We start from the raw sequence: 21,190 nt of genomic DNA, 5'->3' as shown, positions 1-21,190 counted from the left end.
ACAGCCTCGTACAGAGATAGATACCCCCCACGACCTTGGCCGCTGTTAGGATTACACTTCTAGGGAAAAGTGCCGACTCGCTAAGTGTTGTTGTCCTACGGGGTAGTCATGGATATTCAGATAATTGCACGCGATGGCGAGCCCGAATATGCGGTTCTGCCATGGGCTCAGTATCAGGCTCTACTGAAAGCAGCAGGCATCAATGAAGCACCGTCGCAACCGGCTCCAGCGCCGCTTGCGGCAACCCCGGACCCGATTCTTCCAGGTCTGGATCAGTTACGCAGTTTGCGCGAAGGGAAGGGCATCGCCATCGAGGCGCTGGCCCGCACGGTAGGCATCAGCCCGTCTTACCTGGCCATGATTGAAAGTGGCGAGCGTCTGCCCGACGCCGCGATTCGCCGCAGCCTGGCCTGGGAGTTGACGGTGCCAGGGTGGAGGGAACAATCGTGAGCGTACGCATCAGTCGTCAACATTGGGACGGATTGCTGGGGGAACTGGATCAGGCGCGCAGGCAGCGCCATCTTTTGACTTATCGAGCCTTGCTTGAACGTCTGCAACTGCCCACGCCGGCCATGCAGACATTGACTGCAGCACTGGAGCATCTCGCCGCACTGGACGCGAAAGCCGAACAACCGTTGCGCAGCTCGCTGGTGATCAGCCAGGGTGCAAGTCGCCTGCCACGCACCGGTTTCTTTGAGTGTGTCGAGCGTCTGGGACGTTTTTCCGGGCCGTCCGATGGTGTTGCCGCTGCCTCCTGGCATGCCTCGGAAGTGGTGCGGGTCTTTGAGTACGAGTACCCGGAATCGGCGGAGGCCTGAGTGTTTTTACGACTCAAGGCGCGGGCCAGTTACTGGCTGGCCCGTAGGCTGTTTCACTGGTCGTGGTTTGTCCGTCAGCCCCGGGGCTGGCGCTGGCTTGAAGGGCAGTTTGCGCGCATGGCCAATCTGGGCGATGTCGGCGCGCAAAGCTTTTACGGGCACATCCTGACGTTTCGCGGGGTTGGCCTGGGCGCACGTGAGGAAGGTGTTCGATTGCTGCGACTGGCGGCGCTGGCCGGGGATGGCAAGGCGGCGTATCAAGTCGGTGTCATCAGTCTTGCAGGTACACCGAGCAAAGCGCCAGATCCTTCGGAAGCCGCTCGCTGGTGGACCATGGCCGCCAGGGCCGGGCATCCGTTGGCGGAGCTCAAGTTGAAAGAGCTGGCCGGCCGAGACGCCTCTCAATAAGCAAATCATCTGTTCTGTGAACGGGGCGTGAGGGAAACCTCCCGCCCCGTTTTTGCGTCTGCAATTCGATAAAAATCAGTTACAGACTTCTCCTACATCCTTCGCCTACTCGCCTGACTTCTTTTCTGTTTGATCCCCCGCAAAGTCCCTCGCCTGATTTTTGCGCGAGGGAACGCATATGTTCGACCCGGTTTTTCGTTTCGCCATGCGCATGGAAATGCGCTGATGGATGCCGTCATCCGCATCGAGCAAGAACTCGACAGCTTTCCCCGCACCCTTGATCTCTATCGCGAACAGCTCAAGCGCTGGCTCAGTCGCTCGGCAGACGGCGTCAGTCACGCGGCCGATCTGCCGTCGCTGATGGGGATGGAGCGGATCATCCGTTTCGGCGAGCACAGCACGGTGGTTGCGACTGACGACAACCGTTTCTCCTCTGCGATCGTGCAATGCCCGGAATCCGGGCCGATGGAGATCGAGAGCAAGTTCGAGTCGGCGTACGACATTCCATTGGGCGACATTGTTGTCGATGTGGTGGCGGTGGAGGACGGCGCAGTCAAGTCCGTCACCCTTGATGCTCAGGGCAAGGGAGTGTTCACCGGTGAGGCGGGCAAGTTCTACCGGGTGGTGGTACACAGCGAGGCCAGCGAGCAGCAGATTGATGCGCTTTTCGAATCCTACGATGGCCTGACCCGGCAGCTGGATGGCTGGCTGCGCAGCGAGTGGCAGGGCTTCAAGCCGCAATGGTCGCAGTCGGTGGCCACAGCAGCCGGGAATGGCATGCTGGCCGGGAGCTGGGCGGCGATCGAGGGGGTGTGGGACAGCATCGGGTTGCTGTCGGAGATTCTCAAGAATCCGCTCGAGTTTGGTGGTCGTCTGGGAGACAGCGCGACAGCGTTGGCCGAGTTCGCGGTATCGATGCCCGAAAAGATGGAGCAGCTCCAACTGCTCGTCAGTGACGAGGCGGCGCTGTGCCTGTTGCTGCGTACCGCCAGCCTCTGGCTGGAGATGCTGCCACCCAGTGAAGTCGCCGGAAAAACCGCCGAGGCCGTTTCGATGGTAGTGGTGCAACTGCTGATCGATGTGTTGATCGGCGTTGTGCTGACCTTTGTTGGCGCCGGGGCGGGGATTGCGTATCTGACCTTGCGTCTGGCGGAGCGTGGCGCTCAGTTGCTGTCGGCGGTGACGCGCCTGGTGAAGGCGATGTTCGGCATTGTCAGCACCTTCATCGGCTACGTGAACCAATACAAGTCCGTCGCCGCTCGGGGCATCGCCGCCGGGGTGAAAAAGGGCCGCATGCAATTGCGCTGGGATGCCCGGCGTAATGCTTCCCTGAAAAAAGACGAGCACCACGACGACACGCCAGATCAGGCGAAGAACCCCAACGGTGACAGTGCCGATTGTGCGCCGCGAACCTGCACCAACGGCTGCCCGGTGTCGATGGTCACCGGCGAAGAGCTGCTAACGCTGACTGACGGTGTGCTCGATGGGTTGTTGCCATTTGAGTTCAGCCGGTTGTACCGCACCAGTGCGGCCGAGATCGATGTTGGGTTGGGGTTTGGCTGGAGTCACTCGCTGACGCATCGGCTGGAGGTCGATGGCGCTTCGGTGGTCTGGGTTGACCATGAGAACCGGCGCACGCGGTTTCCGTTGCCGAGCGTCGAGCGGCCGGAAATCCACAACAGCTTGTCGCGGGCGGCGATCTTTCTGGGAGATGAGCCGGAGGAGTTGATCGTTGCGCTGGCGGGGGACGGGGCGCGGTTTTATCACTTTCGGGTTGGGCGTCTGACGGCTGTCAGCGATGCGTATGGCAATCGTCTGACGGTGCATCGGGATCTTTCCGACCGGATTCAGCGGCTGGATAACGGCGCTGGCCGGTCCTTGTTGCTGCGCTACGAGCGGGCGCATCTGGTCGCGGTCGATTATCAGGTTTTTCGGGAGTCGACCTGGCGCACCGAGCAGACCCTCGCCCGTTATCGGTACGACGCCCGTCATCGATTGATCGAGGCGACCAACGCGGTCGGCGAAAGCGAGCGTTACGACTACGACGACCAGCACGTCATCCTGCAACGGCAGCTGGCCGGTGGCGCGAGCTTTTTCTGGGAGTGGGAGCGTGCCGGCAAGGCAGCACGTTGCGTGCGGCACTGGGCCTCGTTTTCGCAGATGGACACGCGTTACGTCTGGGATGACGCCGGCCGTGTCACGGTGCATTACGTCGATGGCACTGAGGAAACTTACGTCCACGACGACACCGCGCGGCTGGTGCGTCAGGTCGCGGCGGACGGTGGCGAACAGCTCAAGGCTTATGACGCGCAGGGTCGGCTGGTCGCCGAGCAGGATGCGCTGGGGGCGGTTACCGAGTACCGCTACGACGATGCCGGACGGCTGATCGCGCTGATTCCGCCGGACGATGCGCCGACGTCCTACGAATACCGCAACGGTTTCCTGCACAGTCGTTCACGTGGCGATGCCGTGTGGACGTACCGGCGTAATGCCCAGGGTGATATCACCGAGGCGGTCGATCCGGACGGCCACGTCACCCATTACCACTACGACCCGCAGGGGCGGTTGCTGTCGGTCCGTTATCCGGACAGTGGTCGGCATGTGTTCATGTGGAATGACCTGGGCCAGTTGGTCGAGGAGAGCTTGCCGGACGGTGGGGTTCGCAAGTTTTCCTACGATGCCTTGGGGCGGCGGACGACGGTTCAGGACGAACATGGCGCGGTCACCCGTCACGCGTGGGACGCCGTTGGCCGGCTGATCCAGACGACGCTGCCTAACGGTGCCACCCGCGCCTGGTCCTACAGCGCCTACGGCCAGATCACCGCCGAACGCGATGAACTGGGGCGCATCACCCGCTACGAATATGACGATGACCTGCATTTGGTCAGCCGGCGGATCAACCCCGACGGCACGCGACTGCAATACCGCTACGACCATGCGCAGCTGTTGCTGACGGAAATCGAGAACGAGTCGGGCGAAAAATATCGGCTGGACTACACGCCGACCGGACTGATCCGACAGGAAACCGGTTTTGATGGGCGGCGCACGGCGTATGCCTACGACCGCAACGGCCACCTGCTGGAAAAGACCGAATTCGGCGACGACGGCACCACGCTGGTCACCGCTTACCAACGTGATGCTGCTGGGCGTCTGCTGCTCAAGACCCTGCCGGACGGGGTCGAGGTCAGCTACCGCTATGACCGTTTAGGCCGTTTGGTCGGCGTGGATGACGGCCAGGATCACCCGCTGGCTTTCGAATACGACCTGCAGGACCGGCTGGTGCGCGAGCATCAGGGCTGGGGCACCTTGCGTTACACCTACGACGCCTGCGGCCAACTGACTCGCATGCGTCTGCCGGACAACAGCAAGCTCGATTATCACTATGCCAAGGGCGGTGCGCTGACCGCGATCGACCTCAATGGCGCCTTGCTGACCCGCCATGTCTACCAGAACGGTCGTGAACAGCAGCGCCAGCAAGGCCTGCTGCTCAGCGAATATGCCTACGACGAACAGGGCCGCTTGAAGTCCCACGCCGTAGGCCATCAGCGCAGTGCACTGTACCGCCGCGACTTTGTCTACAGCGCCAACGGCAACCTCGAACACATCGCCGACACCCGCCACGGCCAGCGCAGCTACACCTACGACGCCCTCGACCGGCTGATCCGCGTGCGCCACACCCGCGACGATGTGCCGGAAAACTTCGCCCACGACCCGGCCGGCAACCTGCTGCTGCAGGACCGTCCGGGCCTGACACAGATCAAAGGCAATCGCCTGTTGATACAGGGCGACCGCCATTACGACTACGACGCCTTCGGCAACCTGATCCGCGAACGCCGCGGCCGCGCACAAACCCTCGTCACCGAATATCGCTACGACAGCCAGCACCGCCTGATCGGCCTGACCCGCCCGGATGGCAAAACCGCGACCTACCAATACGACGCCTTCGGCCGCCGCATCCGCAAGACCGTCAACGGCCAGACCACCGAGTTCTTCTGGCAAGGCGATCACCTGATCGCCGAAAGCAGCCCGACCCAACACCGCAGCTTCATCTACGAACCCGGCACCTTCCGCCCGCTGGCGCTGCTCGACGGCAAAGGCCCGAAACGCGCCTGCCCGTTCTACTACCAACTCGACCACCTCGGCACCCCGCAGGAGTTGACCGACTACAGCGGCGACATCGTCTGGTCCGCCAAATACAGCGCCTACGGCAAGGTCACCTCGCTGGAACTGGCGACCGAGGACTACCTGAACCAGCCGCTGCGGTTTCAGGGGCAGTACTTCGATGACGAAAGCGGGCTGCATTACAACCGGCACCGGTATTACGACCCGGACGTGGGCCGGTACCTGACGCCGGATCCGGTGAAGCTGGCGGGTGGGTTGAATCAGTACCAGTACGTGCCGAATCCGACGGGGTGGGTGGATCCGTTGGGGTTGACGTCCAATTGTCCGCCACCCAAAAAAAATAAGGCCCAGAAGTGCTCAGTACCAACTCAGGCTAACAGGCCTAACGCAAATCAAGGGTTGCCAATCGTTCCGGCCGTTGGCAAAGATGGGCCACAAAATGAAGCAGAAGCTAAGCGTCAGGTATTAGCTTGGAACAGACAATACAGAATGCACTCTGTAGAAAAGCATGGGCCAGAAATTGATGATGCAGCTTTAAAGCAGAGGTCAATAGACGGCTCACATCCAACAAAAAAAGGCGTTAGAGGGATGGTGGGGCCGAGTTCTCAATTCAGTAGTTGGATGATGCAGTTTCGAGCGTTGCATTTTGCTTTATCTAGGATGCATAAAAAAATTCCAGAGCCTACAGGATATGATGCTGACCAAAATCCTATTGTTAGGATGAAACTGCCAGGAGCAGGTCGTGGCTATAAACCTAATGAAAGAGATCTAAGCAATCCTCGTTATATAGATAGCTTGGATGGGGCGGAAGTGAAATTTGATAAACGAGATATTACACGGCCATTTACTGGCTTTCCAAGATAGGTGAAGTTATGTTGATGCAACCATTTACGGAGTTTCCATATGAACCCCGGCTCTCTCACTTGTTGAGTGGGATATCGATTTATGATCGGGAAGAGACGCTTGGTAAGGCATTGTGGGTTTATGACCCTAATAAGTATGAGGATCAACAAGAAATAATTAAGAATTTTATTGTTCCTGAATTTGATTATCTAACCTATCGCCATAGGTTTTTGATTTATAAAATCCTTGAAAGCCATTTGCAGGATGCTGGTTTTGATTTTTCGGGAGAGTTTCAGAGCGACTTTGATAATCCGAGAGTGCTTGCATGGGACAAAACGGAAATAATAGATCCTCGTGGTTTTTTTGAACATATATATGAAATAGTTACTAAGTCGTGGAGGGAAGATTTACTTCGGGCGAACCTTGAAGATCAAGATCAATGGTGATTTTTATTGGTTTAGCCGTTTCGTGCATTTGAAGAGGTCAGAACTGCTCGATTGTCTTTAATTGATGGAGGTTAGACAGGGAAAGGCTATCAATCAAATGCACGCTATACCCCGGAACATTCTTCGCATGATGCTTCGCCTGCGATGCCATTTCCGCCAACTGACTCGCATCCAGTTGCGCACACGCTTCAGGATGCAAATGCACCACGCCAATGGACAATGACAACAACGGAAATTCCTGACGAATACCCTGGCGATTCGGCGCAACAAAACACCCAGCTTCCAGGTGTTCGGGGCGGTAGAAACGTCGGCATTGGCTCTGGAAATCATCCAGCAACTGGTTGAGCCGTTTGCGCCAATCCTCCGGGCCGAGCACCAACAGAAAATCGTCCCCTCCAATATGCCCGACAAAGTCGCGGGACGGGTCGACGCGTTCGTTGAGGCATTGCGCCAGACACAGCAATACCTCATCCCCACGCCCATACCCATAGATATCGTTAAAGGGTTTGAAGCTGTCGATGTCGACATAACAAATGACCGACTCGCGCCCCTGTTGCAGCAACCTCGTCAAACATTGCTGAATCGGCACATTCCCCGGCAGCAAGGTCAGCGGGTTGGCATAGCGGGCCTGCTGGATTTTCAGTTCGGTAATCAGTTTGAGCACGTCAATCACCCGGCCCAGGCCCAGGTAGCTGCCGTTGAGGGTGATGATGAAGTCTTCTTCGATGCGTTGCCGGGCGCGGCTGGTGATCAGGCGGCTGACCTGTTGCAGCGACTGGCTCATTTCCACGGCGAGGAAGTCGTCGTTCATCAGGCGGCTGATCGGTTTGCGGGCGAACAGGTCGGTGGCAAAGGGTTTGAGCAGCGCATCGGACAACGAGTGACGATGAACGATGCCGCACGGTTGGCCCTGTTCATCGAGCACCGCCAGCGAGTTGAGGTTGGCCTGGCGGCGGAAAGCCTCCAGTACGGTGGCGGTCGGTGTGTCGCGATTCACGGCGGGTTGATCGTTGAGCAGGGCGCTGAGATCGCTGCCTTCATCGTTCAGCGCCACGGCGCTGCTGTCGTGCTTGGGCATCAAGGCGCGGGCATCGCGCGGCGGGTGTTCCTGAGGACGGCCGAGCAGGTAGCCCTGCACCAGATCCACCCCCATCTCGGTCAGCACTGCCAGTTCTTCCGGCAGCTCGATGCCTTCGGCGATTACCTGCGCACGCGAGGCCTTGGCGATTTGCAGGATCGATCCGACAAACTCGCGTTTCAATGCATCCTGATGAATGCCGTCGATGAAGTGCCGGTCGATCTTCACGTAATCCGGCCGCAACTCCGACCACAGACGCAGGCTCGAATAACCGGCGCCAAGATCATCGAGGGCAATCGAAAACCCCATCGCCCGATAGTGATGCAGTGCGGTCTGCAGCAACTGGAAATCATCGATCGGCGTCTGTTCGGTAAGTTCGATGACCACCTGGCTCGGCGGGATGCCAAAGTCCTGCAGCAATTGCAGCGTACGCCCCGGTTGGTGCGCCGCTTCGAGCAGGGATTCCGGAGAGACATTGAGAAACAGCTTGCCTGGTAATTGCTGTTCGTTGAAACGACGACAGGCACTTTGGCGGCAGGCGATTTCCAGTTCACTCAAACGTCCGGCCTGGCGGGCCACGGCGAACAGGGCGATGGGGGAGTGCAGCGGGCTGTTGGACGGGCCGCGGGTCAGGGCTTCGTAGCCGAGAATGCGCCGTTCGGAGAGGCAAATGATCGGCTGGAACAGGCTGTGTAAACCGCTTTGAGTCAGGATCGAGCTCAAGGCACTCAGCTGTTCGGTCGTGGTCATGGCAATCTCTGGCGATAAAAAAAGGACTGGGAGCGTTCTCGATGAAGAGAACCGCTCCCAGTCCTTTATTGCACGACAGAATGATGACTGTTTGATGACGATCCGGGGATCGTCAGCATTAAATTGCCATCACCTTACTTCTTTGCGACCTGGTTGCTCAGCTTCAGGTAATCCAGCAACACGCGCCCGGTCTCGCTCAGGTAGGCGTCGTCTTCCGGTTTGACCTTGTCCGGCTCGGCGGCCGCCAGGGCGTCATCGTCTTCTTTCTTCAGCTCTTTGAGCGGTTCTTCGCCTTTGGCCTTGCGACGGATGTTCTCCATCGCCAGTTGCTTGGCGTCGATGTCGGCGTGCTGGGCACGGCGTTCGGCTTCATTGAGGCTGACGGTTTTTTCTTCCAGCAGCTTCTGCGCCAGGGCCAGCTTGTCACGGATGAACACAAACTCCGCGTCCTTGGCGGAACGGCTGTCATGCTCGGATTTCAGCTGGGCCAGGTACGGCTTGAACGGATCGCTCGCCGGTTTGATCGCTGCGCGGATGGTGTCCCACGGCATGGCTTCCGGCAGGGCGCTTTCGCCGATTTCCTTGGTGTCGATGATCGACGGGTAATCGATGTCCGGCAGTACGCCCTGATGCTGGGTGCTCTGGCCGGAAACCCGGTAGAACTTGGCCAGGGTGAGTTTCAGTTCGCCGTGGTTCAGCGGCTGGATGGTCTGCACGGTGCCTTTGCCGAAGGTCTGGCCACCGATGATCAGCGCACGGTGATAGTCCTGCATGGCGCCGGCGAAGATCTCCGAAGCCGAGGCGGACAGACGGTTGACCAGCAGCGCCATCGGGCCTTTGTAGAACGCGCCCGGGTTTTCATCTTCAAGCACATCGACCCGGCCATCGGCGTTACGCACGAGCACGGTAGGGCCTTTGTCGATGAACAGGCTGGTCAGCTCGGTGGCTTCCTGCAGGGAGCCGCCGCCGTTGTTGCGCAGGTCGATCACCACGCCGTCGACTTTCTCTTTCTGCAGTTCGGTCAGCAGCTTCTTGACGTCGCGCGTGGTGCTCTTGTAGTCCGGATCGCCGGCACGGAAGGCCTTGAAGTCGAGGTAGAACGCCGGAATCTCGATCACGCCGAGCTTGTAGTCCTTGCCGTCCTGTTTCAGGTTCAGCACGGACTTCTTCACGGCCTGGTCTTCTAGCTTCACCGCTTCACGGGTGATCGGCACGATCTTGCTGGTCTGGTCGTTCGGCGCATTGCTGGCCGGGATGACTTCCAGACGCACCACGGTGCCTTTCGGGCCACGGATCAGTTTGACCACTTCGTCCAGACGCCAGCCAACCACGTCGACCATCTCTTTGTTGCCCTGGGCAACGCCGATGATCTTGTCGGCCGGAGCAACCTGCTTGGTCTTGTCGGCCGGGCCTGCCGGTACCAGACGCACGACTTTCACCTGGTCGTTGTCGCTCTGCAACACGGCGCCGATGCCCTCGAGGGACAGGCTCATGTTGATGTCGAAGTTCTCCGCGTTATCCGGCGACAGATAGTTGGTGTGCGGATCGTAAGACATGGCGAAGGTGTTGATGTACGCCTGGAATATGTCTTCGGCGCGGGTCTGGTCCAGACGCGCCAGTTGATTCTTATAGCGCTTGGTCAGGGTTTCCTGGATCTGCTTCGGCTCTTTGCCGGCGATCTTCTGCCGCAGCACTTCGTCCTTGACGCGTTTGCGCCACAGGTCATCGAGTTCGGCGGTGGACTTGAGCCACGGAGCGTCCTTGCGATCGATCAGCAAGGTTTCCCTGGTGGTGAAGTCCATCTTGTCGACGCCTTTGTTCAGCTCGGCAAGGGCGAAGTCCAGACGCGCCTTCACGCGGTCCAGATAGCGCTTGTAGATGGTGAACCCGGCGTTGAGGTCGCCGCTCTTGAGGAAGTCGTCGAACTGGGTCTTCCACTTGTCGAATTCGGCGATGTCGCTGGCCATGAAATAGCTGCGCGACGGGTCGAGCAGCTTGATGTAGCTGTCGTAGATGATCACCGAGCGCGCATCGTCGAGCGGCGGCTTGCTGTAGTGATGACGCTTGAGCAACTCGACGACGTTCAGACTGGCGATCACTTCGTCGCGATCAGGCTGTAACTTGTCCCAGCTGTTGGCTGCGAATGTGGTGCCCGACACCGGCAACAGACCGATACCGATGAAAAGAGCGAGGGCGGTGCTGGGGAGCAGATGCTTCATGCTGATTCGACGCGGGGACAATTGATAACGCATATTAGGCCGTCTTTGAAGTCGCCGGTACCGCTACGCTCTGTACGATAACTGCTGTTCAGCGTTCGTTCAGACCCCAGGGCCGGTCGCATAATGCAAAAAGCCCGGCGCTACAGCTTCGGGCTCAGTCCAGACTCACTATGGAGGCACTGTGAAGGCATTGCAAGGCGTTGAAGGTCAAGTGGCATGGGTTGATGAACCAAGTCCTACATGCGATGTAGGACAAGTTCGCATCCGGGTGGCGGCAGCGGGCCTCAATCGCGCGGATTTATTACAGAAAGCAGGACTTTATCCACCCCCTCCGGGTGCCAGCCAGGTGCTGGGTCTTGAGTGTTCCGGGGTGATCAGCGAGGTCGGTGCAGGATCGTCCTGGCAGGTCGGTGACCGGGTCTGCGCCTTGCTGGCCGGGGGCGGGATGGCCGAAGAAGTGGTCGTCGACGGACGGCATGTGCTGCCGGTTCCGGAAGGTGTATCGCTGATCGAGGCCGCTGGCTTGCCCGAGGTGTACGCGACCGTCTGGCTGAATGTGTTTCAACTTGCGGCGCTCAAACCGGGTGAGAAAATTCTTCTGCACGCCGGAGCCAGTGGCATCGGCTCGGCCGCCATTCAACTGTGCAAGGCTTTCGGCAATCCGTGCTGGGTCAGCGTCGGTTCGGCGGAGCGCTTGGTCTATTGCGAATCGCTGGGTGCTCAGGGCGGGGTGGTGCGCACCGACGACCTGGAAAGCCTGCGGGATTTCGGGCCGTTCGATGTGATTCTGGATCCGGTGGGCGGCAACTATTCGGCATTGAATCTCAAGCTGATGGCGCAGGACGGACGCTGGGTGCTGATCGGCCTGATGGGCGGCCGCGAGGCAAAACTGGATCTGGCCCAGGTGCTGGCCAAGCGCGTGCAACTGCTGGGTTCGACCCTACGCAGCCGTGACGATCAGTTCAAGGCGGATCTGTTCAGCGATCTGAGCCAGCACGTGTGGCCGCTGTTTTCCGAAGGTCGCCTGAAGCCGCAACTGGCCAGGACGTTCCCGATCAAGGATGCCGAGGCTGCCTTCGCCGAGCTGGCGAGCAACACGGTGGCAGGGAAGTTGGTGCTGGTGATCGACGAAAGCCTGAGCTGATCATCGACGGTTGTGGGAGCAGGCTGCTCCCACAAGCCAATTGCCTATTTCCAGAGGTGGATCGGCCAGCCGGATTTCTCGGCCTCTGCCAGCAGTACCGGATCCGGGTTGACCACATGTGGGTAATCCACTTTCAACAGCAGCGGCAGATCATTGCGTGAGTCGGAATAGAAACTCGCGCCCTCAAGGTTTTCCTCTTCGGCATCCAGCCATTCCAGCAGACGGGTGATTTTGCCTTCGCGGTAGGTCAGGGTGCCCACGGTGTGGCCGCTGAATACGCCGTGCGCCACTTCCAGCTCGATTGCCAGGACCTCGTCGATGCCCAGTCGCTCGGCGATGGGTTTGACCAGGTGCGTGCCCGAGGCCGAGATCACCAGGATCCGGTCGCCGGCCTTACGGTGAGCGGCGATGGTCTTGGTGGCGTCGCTGAAGATGATCGGCTCGATGAAGTCTTCCACCCACGGCCCGACCAGATGCTCGACCTCCTCCGGGGTACGCCCGATCATCGGTTCGAGGCTGAAGTCCATATAGTCTTCCATGCGCAACTTGCCATGGCTGTAGGCGTCCATCAGCTCGTTGTTCCTGCGCATGAACGACTCAGGATCGACCCAGCCCAGGCGCCCCATCTGCTCGCACCAGAGGGTGGCGCAGTCGCCGTGGATCAGGGTGTCGTCCAGATCAAAAATTGCCAGAGCCATCAGTTCAGTTCCCTCTTGGGTGTCAGCAAAGTCATCAGGCTACCTCACACAGGGCGGTGGGATCGATGGAAAGTGACAGGCGCTGACCGTCGGGATGCAGATCCGCCGCCGAGCGGTTGAGCACATCCACTACCAGTTCCACGCCCCGGGCTTCGACGCGGTAGCGAATCACGTTGCCCAGCAGGCTGTGGCTGCGGATTTGCGCGTCGGGCTCCCCGTTGAGGCTGAGTTCGATGGCCTCCGGGCGAATCGCGATGCGGTGGTTGATCGGCCGTTGCAACAGCTTCGACGCACTCTCGGCATCCAGCAGGTTGTAGTTGCCGATGAAGCCGGCGGCGAATACGTCGACGGGCGCGGTGTAGAGGGTTTCGGCATCGCCGCTTTGTACGATCTTTCCCTGATTCATCAGGAAAATCCGGTCAGACATGGTCAGGGCTTCTTCCTGATCGTGAGTGACGAAAATCGTGGTCAGGCCGAGTTCGCGCTGGATCTGACGGATCTGTTCGCGCAGGTGTTTGCGAATCCGCGCATCAAGGGCCGACAGCGGTTCATCCAGCAGCAAAAGGCGCGGACGGGTCACCAGCGAGCGGGCGAGGGCGACACGTTGGCATTGACCGCCGGACAGCTGATGCGGATAGCGGCTGGCGAAATCGTTGAGTTCAACCAGTTTCAACACCTCGGCAACTCGCTTGTGGCTGTCGTCGGTGTTGACCTTTTGCATGCGCAAGCCGAAGGCGACGTTTTGTTCGACGGTCATGTTGGGGAACAGCGCGTAGCTCTGGAACACCATGCCGATCCCGCGTTTCTGCGGGGTAAGCGGCACGATGTCGACACCATCGAGCAGAATCTTGCCGCCATCCACCGGCGTCAGCCCGGCGATGCAACGCAGCAGGGTGGATTTGCCGCAACCGGACGGGCCGAGCAGGGTGACGAATTCACCCTTCTGGATTTCGCAGTTGATGTCGCTGAACACCGTGGTGCCGGCGTAGTTTTTTTGCAGGTGTTGGACGCTGACATAGCTCATTCGCTTTTGTCCTTGTTCAAGATGTTGGCGACCCAGGTCAGGACCAGCACGAAAAAGAAGTAGGAGATCACCAGCGCGCTGGTGAAGTGGCCGCTGCTGTTGCGCATGTTGTTGAGGTAGACCTGCAGGGTCTCGTAGCGGGTGCCGACCAGGATGTTGGCGAACACGAACTCACCGAACAGGAACGAGAACGACAGCAGCAACGCGACCATCAGGCCTTTGCGCAGGTTCGGCAGCACCACCAGGAAGGCTGCCTGAAAGGTGCTGGCCCCGAGCAGTTGGGCAGCGTCCATCAGGTCGCGCAGATTGATCGCTTGCAGGTTGTTGGTGATCGCCCGGTACATGAACGGCAGCGCCACGGTGAAGTAGCAACCGATCAGGATCCACGGCGTGCCGACCATCGCGAACGGCCCGGAACCGTAGAGCTGCAACAGCCCCACCGACGACACCACCGGCGGCACCGCAAAGGGCAGCAGGATCAGGATGTTCATCAGCGCATCGAGTTTCGGGAAGTGGTAATGCACCACGAACAGCAGCGGCAGGATCAGCACCACCGACAGGAACAGCGCGCCGACGCACACCAGCAACGACTGGCCGAAGGCGTGCAGAAAACGCGGATCGCTCCACAGCTGGAGGTACCACTTGAAGGTGAAACCGCTGGGCAGGATGGTGGCCGACCAACTGCTGGCGATCGAATAGATCAGCGTGCCCACCAGCGGCAGCAGCAGGATGGCGAACAACAGATAGACCACGACGCGGTGGTAGACGCCGGCCGGTCCGGATTCAGCGCGAGACATGGTAGCTCCTCTTCAGCAGCAGTTGATGCACGACGGTCACCAGGGTCATCAGCGCCACCAGCACCACGGCCAGGGCACTGGCCAGGTTCGGATCGAGGGAAATGTCGCCGGAGACCATCGCCGCAATCCGGATCGGCAATACGTTGAAGTTGCCGGTGGTCAGCGCGTAGACCGTGGCGTAGGCGCCGAGGGCGTTGGCCAGCAGGATCACGAAGGTGCCGAGCAGGGCCGGGGTCAGTACCGGCAGGCCGATGTGGCGCCAGAACTGCCAGCTGTCGGCGCCGAGCAGTGCGGCGGATTCGCGCCAGTCTTCACGCAGGGCGTCGAATGCCGGGTACAGCAGCAAGACGCCGAGGGGAATCTGGAAGTAGGTGTAGAGGATGATCAGCCCGGTTTTCGAATACAGGTTGAAGTCCTCGATGATCCCGGCCTGCTTCAGCATGATGGTGATGCTGCCGTTGAAGCCGAGCAGGATGATGAACGCGAAGGCCAGGGGCACGCCGGCAAAGTTGCTGGTCATGTTGGCGAAGGCGTTGACGAAGTTGCGCAGTTTCGAGTCGACCCGGCGCAGGGAGTAGGCGCCCAGCACCGCGATGATGATGCCGAACACACTCGACCAGAAACTGATTTCGAGGCTGTACTGGATCGCCTGCAGATAGAACTTCGAATTGAAGATCTTGCTGAAGTTGGCAAAGCCCCAACCGAATTCTTCCGATTGCAGGCTGTTGATCATCACCCAGATCAGCGGGGCGATTTCGAACACGATAAAGAACAGTGCGAAAGGCACCAGGCACAGGGCGGCCAGCCATTTGCCGCGAGTCATTGAGTTCACTTGAGCAACTCCCGGCACACAGGTTTGTCGTGGGGCACGCCGAGCAGCTCGCAGACGGTGCCGCAGATGTCGGTCTGCTTGGGTGCAGCTTCGCTGTTCAGGCTGAAGGCATCACCGAGTACGAACAGCGGCACCTGGCGCTCTTCCGGCAGCAGGCCGTTGTGCGAGCGGTCGTTGTTCATGCCGTGGTCGGCGGTCACCAGCACCTGGCAGCCGGCGTCGAGCCAGCCTTGCAGGTAGTCGGCGAGGATGATGTCGGCGCTGCGCGCGCTGTTGCGGTATTGCGGGGTGTCGAGGCCGTGCTTGTGCCCGGCGTCGTCGATGTTCATCGGATGGATCAGCAGAAAGTCCGGTGCATGGCGCAGGCGCAGGTTTTCGGCGTCGGCGAACAGGTGCGAGTCCGGGTAGTGATCGTTCCAGTAGAAGTGGCCGTGCTGGATCGGTAGCGTCGGGTCATCGGTATGCCGATCCCGTGCCGCCACGAACGGCGAGCGGTTGTACAGCTCACTGACCCAGTGGTACGCCGCAGCGGCGGTTTTCAGACCGGCATCGCGGGCGTAGTGATAGATGCTGCGCTGGTTGGACAGGCGCGAGACGTTGTTGTGGACGATGCCGCTGTCGATCGGCGGCACGCCGGTGAGGATGCATTCGTAAAGTGGTCGGGACAGGGCCGGCAGCTCGCACTCCAACTGGTAGAGCGCGGCGCGTCCTGCGCCAACGTAAGCCTGCAGATGCCCCATGGCGTGACGCGCGACCTCGTAGTTGAGGCCGTCGAGCACGACAAGGATGACGGTGTGCTTCATAGGGGCAAAAACTCCGCGAAATTCAATTATCTCGAAATCAACTCAATCCCTGTGGGAGCGAGCCTGCTCGCGAAGGCGGTTGTTCACTCAACGATGATGTTGACTGAGACGGCGCATTCGCGAGCAGGCTCGCTCCCACATTTGGATCTCCAACAAATCACACAGCGGTGATTCGCCGGCTTACTTCATCTCGACGATGACTTCTTCATTCCACTTCTGCGGCAGGGCCTTGGAGGTTTTTTCCCAGGCATCGGCGTCCTTGATCGGCGTGACCTTTTTGTACTGCTCGTTCGGCAGCAGCTTGGCCTTCACGTCTTCCGGCAGTTGCAGGTGCTCGGCGCGGATCGGGCGAGCGTTGCCGCGGGCGAGGTTGGTCTGGCCGGCGTCGCTGAAGATGTATTCGCGAGTCAGCTTGGCGGCGTTCGGGTTCTTCGCGTATTTGTTGATGATTGTGGTGTAGCCGGAAATCACCGAGCCATCGGACGGGATCAGCACCACGTAGTCATCCGGGTTGGCCATCTTGGCCTTGTAGCTCAGACCGTTGAAGTCCCAGACCACGCCGACTTCAATCTCGCCTTTTTCCATGGTGGCGATGGTCGGGTTGGCCATCGACAGGCGCCCCTGCTTGGCGATGTCCGCGAACAGCAGCAGGGCCGGCTGGATGTTCTTCTCGTCGCCGCCGTTGGCCAGTGCAGCGGCGAGTACGCCGTTGGCAGCTTGCGCGGCAGTGCTCACGTCACCGATGGAAACCTTGTATTTGCCGCCCTTGAGGTCAGCCCATTTGGTCGGCACTTCGGAGCCGTGCAGCAGCTTCTTGTTGACGATGAAGGCGATGGTGCCGGTGTAGGCCAGTGCCCAGTTGCCGTCCTTGTCCTTGGCCCAGTCCGGCACTTGATCCCAGGTGCTCGGCTTGTACGGTTGCACCACGCCTTGCTTGACCGCGATCGGGCCGAAGGCCGCGCCGACGTCGCCGATGTCGGCGGTGGCGTTGTCTTTCTCGGCAGCGAACTTGGCGATTTCCTGGGCCGAGCTCATGTCGGTGTCGATGTGTTTCAGGCCGTATTTCCTGGCCAGGTCTTCCCAGGTGCCTTTCCAGTTGGCCCAGTCATCGGGCATGCCGACACTGTTGACGGCGCCTTCCGCTTTCGCAGCGGCTTCGAGGGTTTTCAGATCGTCAGCCGCCATGGCGGCGGTGCACATGGCAATGGTCGAGCCTAACAGTGATGCCAGGAAAAACTGTTTCATTCCAAAGCTCCTTGGGTCGTGTTCAACGCTGCGATTGCGGTTTGTGTTGGTCTAGGTCAGCAATACCTGAGCCAATTTAAGGTGGCTCGATGACACTTTGATGTCGGCGATGGCTCGCCCAGCCTTTTCTATCTCCGGTATCAGCGAGTGCCCGGTAAGCGTAGACCACCCGCCAAGTCCCGGTCGGCAAGGGACTTGGCCGATGTATTGCAAGTTGTCAGGGCGACCGTTCGGTAGTTTTGTCATCTCTCGGTCATCTGCACTGCCTAGGCTTGCAAAACGACCGGACGGCACGATTGCTGTGCGGTTTTGCCCCGAAACAGTGCTGGTCTAGTCCAGATAGGTAACGTTGATGCGCGATGAGGCAACAAAAGCGGTGACAGCGATTGGCCAGATCCTTCAGGAGCAACTCGACCATGGGTTGCTGGCGGCGGGGAGCAAGTTGCCGGCCGAGCGCAAGCTCAGTGAGCTGTTCGGCACGACGCGAATTACGGTACGGGAAGCCTTGTTGCAGCTGGAGGCGCAAGGGCAGATTTATCGCGAGGAGCGGCGGGGCTGGTTCGTGTCGCCGCCGCGTCTGGCTTACAACCTGATGCAGCGCAGTCACTTTCACGCGATGGTCAGTGCGCAGGGGCGGGTGCCGTCGACCGAGGTGATTTCGGCGCGCTTGCAGCCGGCGTCAGCGGCGGTGTGTGCGTGGTTGCAGTTGCCGGCGTTGTCGAGCGTGATCCAGATTTGCCGGTCGCGGCGGATCGATGGGCGGCTGGTGTTGTATGTGGAGCATTATCTGAATCCGCAGTTTTTTCCGGGGATTCTGGAGTTTGATTTGAATCAGTCGATTACCGAGTTGTATGCGCGGCATTACGATTTGCACTATGGGCGGGTGCGGTTCGAGATTGTGCCTACGTCTTTATCGGTCGATGCGGCGGCGGCTTTACGGGTGTCGGTGGGGAGTCCGGGGTTGAGGATTGCTCGGGTTAATTATGATCAGTTTGGGCGGTTGATTGATTGTGATCTGGAGTTTTGGCGGCATGATGCGATTCACGTCGGGGTTGATGTTGTTTGACCTTGTTTGACCTTGGCGGCCGCTGGGCCGACCAGGTTTTGGATTGACTGTGTACATATCCGTTTCTTCGGGTGCTGCCGCTGACGGTTTCGCCCTTACGGCGAGTCACTTTGGCAAACGCCCCAAAGTAACCAAAACGCTGGGCCCCGGCGTTCGGCCCCTCGCTTTGGCTCGGTGTTCCTTCGTTCCGGGATTCATCCGGGGGCATCGCCTACGGTTTGCTTCGCTGCACCTCCTCTCGATGCATGCGGCTGCGCCGCACGGTCGCTGCGCTCCCACCCCCGGATAAATCCCTCCACTCAGCCTTCCGATGGGGCCGGCACGTCAAAAGCGGTACTCGAGCTAACGCTCATTGTGTTGAGTGGTGGAAGGGCATATGTGTTGCTTTTGCTCTCTGTGGGAGCTGGCTTGCCAGCGATGAGGGCTTTGAAGTCGGCCCGATTCTTCGGGTCTATTCTTGAGTTTGGCCGCCACCGCCTGCGGTGATCACTTGCACATTCATCCTTGGCGTCGCCAGGTCCAGGCCGGCTTCATCCAGATGTCGTTTGAGCGACAAATTGAACGCCCGTGAAACTTCCCACTGTTTGATCGGTGCTGTCTTGAATCTTGCTCGCAATATCGCGTTGCCGGATTCAAAGCTTTCCACGCCCTGAAATTCCAGGGGTGACCAGATGTTGCGCCGCTGCAGCGGGTCGGTGCGCATTTTCTGGCCGACGTCGCGCATCAGTTTGATGGCTTCGTCGATGCTCATGTTGAACGGCACGGCCACGCGGAAGATCGCGTAGCCGAATTCGCGGGAGTAGTTTTTGATGCTTTTGATTTCGCTGAACGGGATGGTGTGGACGATGCCGTCGATGTCCCGCAGGCGTACGGTGCGGATGGTCAGGCCTTCGACGGTGCCCAGGTGCCCGCCGACGTCGACGTAGTCGTCGATGGCCAGGGAGTCTTCGATGATGATGAACAGGCCGGTGATGAGGTCGGCCACGAGCGACTGGGCGCCGAAGCCGATGGCCAGGCCGATCACGCCGGCACCGGCCAGCAGGGGCGTGACGTTCATGCCCATGTTCGCGAGGGCGACGATCAGGGCGATGATGAAGATCGCCACGAACAGCACGTTGCGGATCAGCGGCATCATGGTTTGTGCGCGAGCGTTGGCCAGGCCTTTGCGTGAGCGGGTGAGGGCGTGGTGCACGGCGGTGTCGCTGAGGATCCAGATCAGCCAGGCGAAGATCAGCGTGCCGATCAGGCTGAACAGTTTGACGCTGACGTCGTGGCCTTCGCCTTCGGTGAAGCCGATCAGCGACATGCCCCAGACCCGCAGGCCCAGTTCGATGAAGGCCAGCCACACCAGCAAATGGGCGAGGGTGTAGAAGAAGCTTTTCAGGCGTTCGGAATACAGCGCGTGGCGTTTCGGGCCGCGTTGGGGTTTGAGGGCGTGGCGGCGGACGAGGCCGTTGATGACCATGCACAACACCAGCAGCACGGTGCAGATCAGCGACTGGCGCAGGGCGGTGCTGGTGTCGCCGGCGGAGACGAAGGTGGCGAACAGCGAAATGCCCACCAGCACCAGCGCCGGGACGTACCAGAAGGTGCCGAGGATTTCGATGGTGTCGCTGAGGGCGCGGCGGGTCAGGCGGCGGGACAGGGGTTGGTTGCGGATCAGGTGGGCGATCGGTCGGCGGAAACGCAGGATGAACAGACCGGTCGACAGCGCCGCGAGGACATTGGCGACGGTGGCGGCGGTGTGGGCCAGGTGTACGCCGAGGCCGGCTATCAGTCGCGGATCGCTCAGGGCTTCCCCGAACGCGGCGAAGCTGCCGATCAGCCACAGCGGGCGGAAGGCCTGGTGGCGCAGGATGTACAGCGCGCGGTGGCGGTGCGGTCCGTCGAGTACGGAAAAGGCAATCACGCAGATGGCCGAGAAGCAGGTGCCGACCACCAGCGCATAGGCCAGCACCATCGCCAGGCTTTTGCCCAGCGACGATGGCAGCGCGTAACTCATGTACACGGTGATGACCAGGGCGATCATCCACGGCCCGAGCTTGCGCAGGGCGAAGCGCAGCATGTCGAGGGCTCGGGGATGTTGCGGCAGTTCTTCGGTCAGACCGAAGCGCATGCGTACCCGATGACCAAGCCAGATCAGCGCGGCGGCGAGCAGGCTCCAGACCGCGAGGATCACGGCGAAGGCGAAGATGATCGGCAGCCATTCGCTGGCCGGCAGCATCAGGCCTTTGAGCTCGTCCTTGGCCATGTCGAATTCGGCGGACCAGCGATTGAGTGGGCTGTCGGCACCGGAGAACTGTTTTTCGAAAGTGGCGAGGGTGCCGCCGATCAGTCCCAGCACCCCTTCTTCCGGGGTGGCCTGGGCTTTTTTCGTGGCGTCGCGCAGTTTTTTCAGGTCGGTCAGCAACTGGGCACGTTGCTTGTCGTTTTCCAGCGACTTGATGACTTCGTCCAGGGACTGGCCGAGCGGTTCCTGAGCTTCGGGCTGAGCCTTGCCGGCGCCCGTGAGCAATCCCGGCAGACCGGCGGCGTCGGCAGGCGCCGGCGACACCAGGATCATCAGGCAAACGAGAAACAGGCAGGGCAGGGCAAAAAGACGAGCAAACACTAGGCGGTCAACCTCGCAAGGGGCGGATCGGGCGAGTGTACGAGCCCGCCAGATTCAATGCGAGCCGGGAGCGGATTTATTCGTTGAGTTTGGCAAGGATCTTGTAGACCACGGTGGCCAGGATCATCAGCATGCCGATCCACATGGCGAACACACCGGCGTTCTTGTCACGGAAGTTGAAACCGATGGCCAGCAGAATCATTCCGCCGAGGATGGGAATGAGCATGGAGTGAAACGCAGACATCGAGATCATGGCGACAGCCTTGTCGAAGGGGATGATTCAAGT

Annotated in this window: 17 protein-coding genes; 7 read left to right on the top strand and 10 right to left on the bottom strand. The window is 59.9% G+C overall.

The genetic code is table 11. The features are described from left to right. Positions 1-108: 108 nt before the first annotated feature. The 5 genes from CAF80_RS00555 to CAF80_RS00535 all read left to right on the top strand — a co-directional run bounded on the left by CAF80_RS00555 (position 109) and on the right by CAF80_RS00535 (position 6,637). On the top strand, positions 109-450 hold the full coding sequence (locus CAF80_RS00555) for a helix-turn-helix transcriptional regulator (RefSeq protein ID WP_007950435.1): 342 nt from the start codon (positions 109-111) through the stop codon (positions 448-450). Continuing rightward, the gene (locus CAF80_RS00550) at positions 447-818 is read left to right on the top strand and encodes a hypothetical protein (RefSeq protein WP_003223109.1); all 372 of its coding nucleotides are present in this window, start codon (positions 447-449) and stop codon (positions 816-818) included. Before CAF80_RS00555 ends, CAF80_RS00550 begins: the two co-directional genes overlap by 4 nt. Beyond that, positions 819-1,226, top strand: coding sequence for an SEL1-like repeat protein (locus CAF80_RS00545; RefSeq protein ID WP_039769853.1), 408 nt, complete (start codon positions 819-821; stop codon positions 1,224-1,226). A gap of 225 nt (positions 1,227-1,451) precedes the next feature. Beyond that, complete coding sequence (locus CAF80_RS29170; RefSeq protein ID WP_085666681.1) at positions 1,452-6,212, top strand: RHS repeat-associated core domain-containing protein; 4,761 nt, start codon at positions 1,452-1,454, stop codon at positions 6,210-6,212. An 8-nt stretch (positions 6,213-6,220) separates the two neighbouring features. Continuing rightward, positions 6,221-6,637, top strand: coding sequence for a hypothetical protein (locus tag CAF80_RS00535; RefSeq protein WP_011333168.1), 417 nt, complete (start codon positions 6,221-6,223; stop codon positions 6,635-6,637). A 37-nt stretch (positions 6,638-6,674) separates the two neighbouring features. Here the strand turns inward: CAF80_RS00535 and CAF80_RS00530 are convergent, their stop codons facing one another. Both CAF80_RS00530 and CAF80_RS00525 read right to left on the bottom strand, forming a co-directional pair. Continuing rightward, on the bottom strand, positions 6,675-8,465 hold the full coding sequence (locus tag CAF80_RS00530) for a bifunctional diguanylate cyclase/phosphodiesterase (RefSeq protein WP_085608822.1): 1,791 nt from the start codon (positions 8,463-8,465) through the stop codon (positions 6,675-6,677). 134 nt (positions 8,466-8,599) lie between these two features. Next, positions 8,600-10,684, bottom strand: a complete 2,085-nt coding sequence (locus CAF80_RS00525; RefSeq protein WP_166742345.1) for a carboxy terminal-processing peptidase — start codon at positions 10,682-10,684, stop codon at positions 8,600-8,602. 181 nt (positions 10,685-10,865) lie between these two features. On the opposite strand from CAF80_RS00525, the gene CAF80_RS00520 reads away from it, so the two are divergent. Next, a complete protein-coding gene (locus CAF80_RS00520; protein ID WP_074687589.1) occupies positions 10,866-11,828 on the top strand; it encodes a zinc-binding dehydrogenase in 963 nt (320 codons plus the stop codon). Positions 11,829-11,872: 44 nt separating this feature from the next. On the opposite strand, the gene CAF80_RS00515 is transcribed toward CAF80_RS00520, so the two are convergent. The 6 genes from CAF80_RS00515 to CAF80_RS00490 all read right to left on the bottom strand — a co-directional run bounded on the left by CAF80_RS00515 (position 11,873) and on the right by CAF80_RS00490 (position 17,227). Further along, complete coding sequence (locus CAF80_RS00515) at positions 11,873-12,526, bottom strand: HAD family phosphatase (protein ID WP_039769860.1); 654 nt, start codon at positions 12,524-12,526, stop codon at positions 11,873-11,875. A gap of 34 nt (positions 12,527-12,560) precedes the next feature. Next, on the bottom strand, positions 12,561-13,550 hold the full coding sequence (locus tag CAF80_RS00510; RefSeq protein WP_074687590.1) for an ABC transporter ATP-binding protein: 990 nt from the start codon (positions 13,548-13,550) through the stop codon (positions 12,561-12,563). Further along, entirely contained in the window at positions 13,547-14,347 is an 801-nt protein-coding gene (locus tag CAF80_RS00505; RefSeq protein ID WP_039769862.1) for an ABC transporter permease, read from the bottom strand. Before CAF80_RS00505 ends, CAF80_RS00510 begins: the two co-directional genes overlap by 4 nt. After that, positions 14,334-15,170, bottom strand: coding sequence for an ABC transporter permease subunit (locus CAF80_RS00500; RefSeq protein WP_011333175.1), 837 nt, complete (start codon positions 15,168-15,170; stop codon positions 14,334-14,336). The genes CAF80_RS00505 and CAF80_RS00500 overlap by 14 nt, the downstream gene beginning before the upstream one ends. A gap of 5 nt (positions 15,171-15,175) precedes the next feature. Beyond that, positions 15,176-15,982, bottom strand: a complete 807-nt coding sequence (locus CAF80_RS00495) for an alkaline phosphatase family protein (protein ID WP_039769866.1) — start codon at positions 15,980-15,982, stop codon at positions 15,176-15,178. Between the two features lie 180 nt (positions 15,983-16,162). Further along, complete coding sequence (locus tag CAF80_RS00490; protein ID WP_039769868.1) at positions 16,163-17,227, bottom strand: ABC transporter substrate-binding protein; 1,065 nt, start codon at positions 17,225-17,227, stop codon at positions 16,163-16,165. Between the two features lie 352 nt (positions 17,228-17,579). Here CAF80_RS00490 and CAF80_RS00485 point away from each other — a divergent pair, with 352 nt between their 5' ends. Beyond that, a complete protein-coding gene (locus CAF80_RS00485; RefSeq protein WP_011333178.1) occupies positions 17,580-18,293 on the top strand; it encodes a UTRA domain-containing protein in 714 nt (237 codons plus the stop codon). A 451-nt stretch (positions 18,294-18,744) separates the two neighbouring features. On the opposite strand, the gene CAF80_RS00480 is transcribed toward CAF80_RS00485, so the two are convergent. Continuing rightward, entirely contained in the window at positions 18,745-20,904 is a 2,160-nt protein-coding gene (locus CAF80_RS00480) for a mechanosensitive ion channel family protein (RefSeq protein ID WP_039769872.1), read from the bottom strand. Positions 20,905-20,980: 76 nt separating this feature from the next. Further along, positions 20,981-21,157, bottom strand: a complete 177-nt coding sequence (locus CAF80_RS28795) for a hypothetical protein (RefSeq protein WP_165369545.1) — start codon at positions 21,155-21,157, stop codon at positions 20,981-20,983. Between the last annotated feature and the right edge of the window lie 33 nt (positions 21,158-21,190).

Source organism: Pseudomonas sp. B34(2017), assembly GCF_002112915.1.
Taxonomy (GTDB): Bacteria; Pseudomonadota; Gammaproteobacteria; order Pseudomonadales; family Pseudomonadaceae; genus Aquipseudomonas; species Aquipseudomonas pharyngis.
The sequence above is the reverse complement of the archived record's forward strand: the minus strand, read 5'-3'. Positions and strand labels throughout refer to the sequence as shown.